Origin of the sequence: Serratia sp. 506_PEND (genome assembly GCF_001076875.1) — a bacterium.
In the GTDB taxonomy this organism is placed as follows: Bacteria; Pseudomonadota; Gammaproteobacteria; order Enterobacterales; family Enterobacteriaceae; genus Serratia; species Serratia marcescens.
Genome location: NZ_JVEL01000112.1, coordinates 1 through 1,779, shown reverse-complemented (window position 1 = coordinate 1,779; position 1,779 = coordinate 1). Strand labels below are relative to the sequence as shown.

The 1,779-nt window shown below is 48.3% G+C and carries 2 protein-coding genes; both read left to right on the top strand.

All coding sequences use genetic code 11. The annotated features are described in order from the left end of the window. Window positions 1-275: hypothetical protein (locus ADK28_RS32655; protein ID WP_204375361.1), on the top strand; the 275-nt coding region annotated here is incomplete at its 5' end. 421 nt (window positions 276-696) lie between these two features. Continuing rightward, a complete protein-coding gene (locus ADK28_RS03295; protein WP_048794878.1) occupies window positions 697-1,641 on the top strand; it encodes an alpha/beta hydrolase family protein in 945 nt (314 codons plus the stop codon). Window positions 1,642-1,779 lie beyond the last annotated feature (138 nt).

Below are 1,779 nucleotides of genomic sequence, written 5' to 3'. Positions count from 1 at the left end.
AAAAAAAATCGCTCAGAAAATTATTATATTACGCAGAGGACTGCAGCGTATGGCGACTTTTGGCGATGGATGCCGCTTTGCGCCACGCACACCATGACGGTATTAAAATACAGTGCTTTAGAAAGTCAGAGGGGACATGGGGAAGAGGCGCCTTTTTTAATCAGCAGGTTTATCCTGTCGTCGTTTGCTCTGGCAATGAGCCTTACGTGATTAAGCGCCAGTGCAAAAATGTCAAAATTGGTACTCGACGATGCGGCATTGCGGCGAGTCTGTGATTGAACAGCAGCGGCACTTTTCCTTCTGACAAGCCACCAGAGTGAACATAACCCTATCGATATATTCACCGTGATTTTAAATGAGCCGCTGACTTATCAAATTGAAACGCTGTCGGCATTTTATGTGGGTTTTTACGTCATGGGATTTTTTGGCGTTATTAATAATAAGTTGTGACTTGTTATTGGTGTAAGTGATTTTTTATTATCGCTGAGGCCAGCCTCTGTCTGATTGCTGCTTCTGTCTTTTTCTCATTGCCCCTATTGTTGTTGTTTAATGAAACAATACGTTTATATTTTTGCTATTTATCGCAAACAATATCCTTACTAGTATCCATCTCAGCTAAGCAATACAGCGCATCTGCGAACTATTGATTAACTAATATGCACTTTAACCAATGTATTATAAATGGAGCACAATATCATGACACAGACAACGTCTACGCCAAGCCGTGAAGAAGCCGATGCCATCGTTGAAAGCATGGTTGCTATTTTCAGTAAACCTATCCGTTCTCCGGTCATCGGCAAACCCACTGACTTCGGCCTGCAGTATGAAGACGTCTTTTTCCCAGCGTTGGACGGCGTGCCGCTGGAAGCGTGGTTCATCCCTTGCGTAGGTTCCGACAAGGTCATCATCTGTAACCACCCTGTGTGGTGTAGCCGGACTGGTCTGCCTGCCGACCGCGAGCCGTGGCGTTCCATCGGCGCTGCAGGCGGTAACGATTTCGCTTTCAGCTTCCTGCCGGACTATAAAATTCTGCACGATGCAGGCTACAACGTACTGGCTTACGACCTGCGCAATCTGGGGCTGAGCGGCGAAGCTAACGGCGGTATCGGCAGCATCGGCGTGCTGGAAGCGCGCGACGTCGTGGGGTCATTGAACTATGTCCGCAGCCGTCCTGACCTGAAAGGAAAGAAAATCGGTTTGTTCAGTCGCTGCATGGGCGGTAACGCGACGTTCTTTGCGATGGCGAAATATCCGGAGCAGTTCAATGACGTCCGTTGTGTGGTTATGCCACAGCCGATTTCCATGCGTGCCGCCGTCGGCGTCGCGACGGAATTGGCCGGCATCCCGGACCGTCTTGATGAAATTGACGAACGTCTGGCGATGGTCACCAGTTTCCATCTGGATGACATGGATCCTTCCGTGCCTGCGCGGACCAACACCAGCGTCCCCACCTTCATCTATCAGGTACATGACGACGTGATGACCCGGCCATCCGATGTGCAGAACATTTTCGACAGCATGCCGGTTAAAGAGAAACAGCTGCACTGGATCCGTAATACCACCCACCGCTGGGATGGTTATCTGTACTTCCAACGCGAGCCAAAGCTGATGTTGGACTGGTTCAATAATTACATGAGCTGAGGGTGAATGGATATTTTAAGCAGTATTTATTTTTAATGTGATGAATCAGTGAGTGTGTCGACATGGAGTTATAAAAACTGCATTTCACTATCACCTTTTTATTTCACGGAGTTATCCTGGGGCATCGCTCGTTTTGGC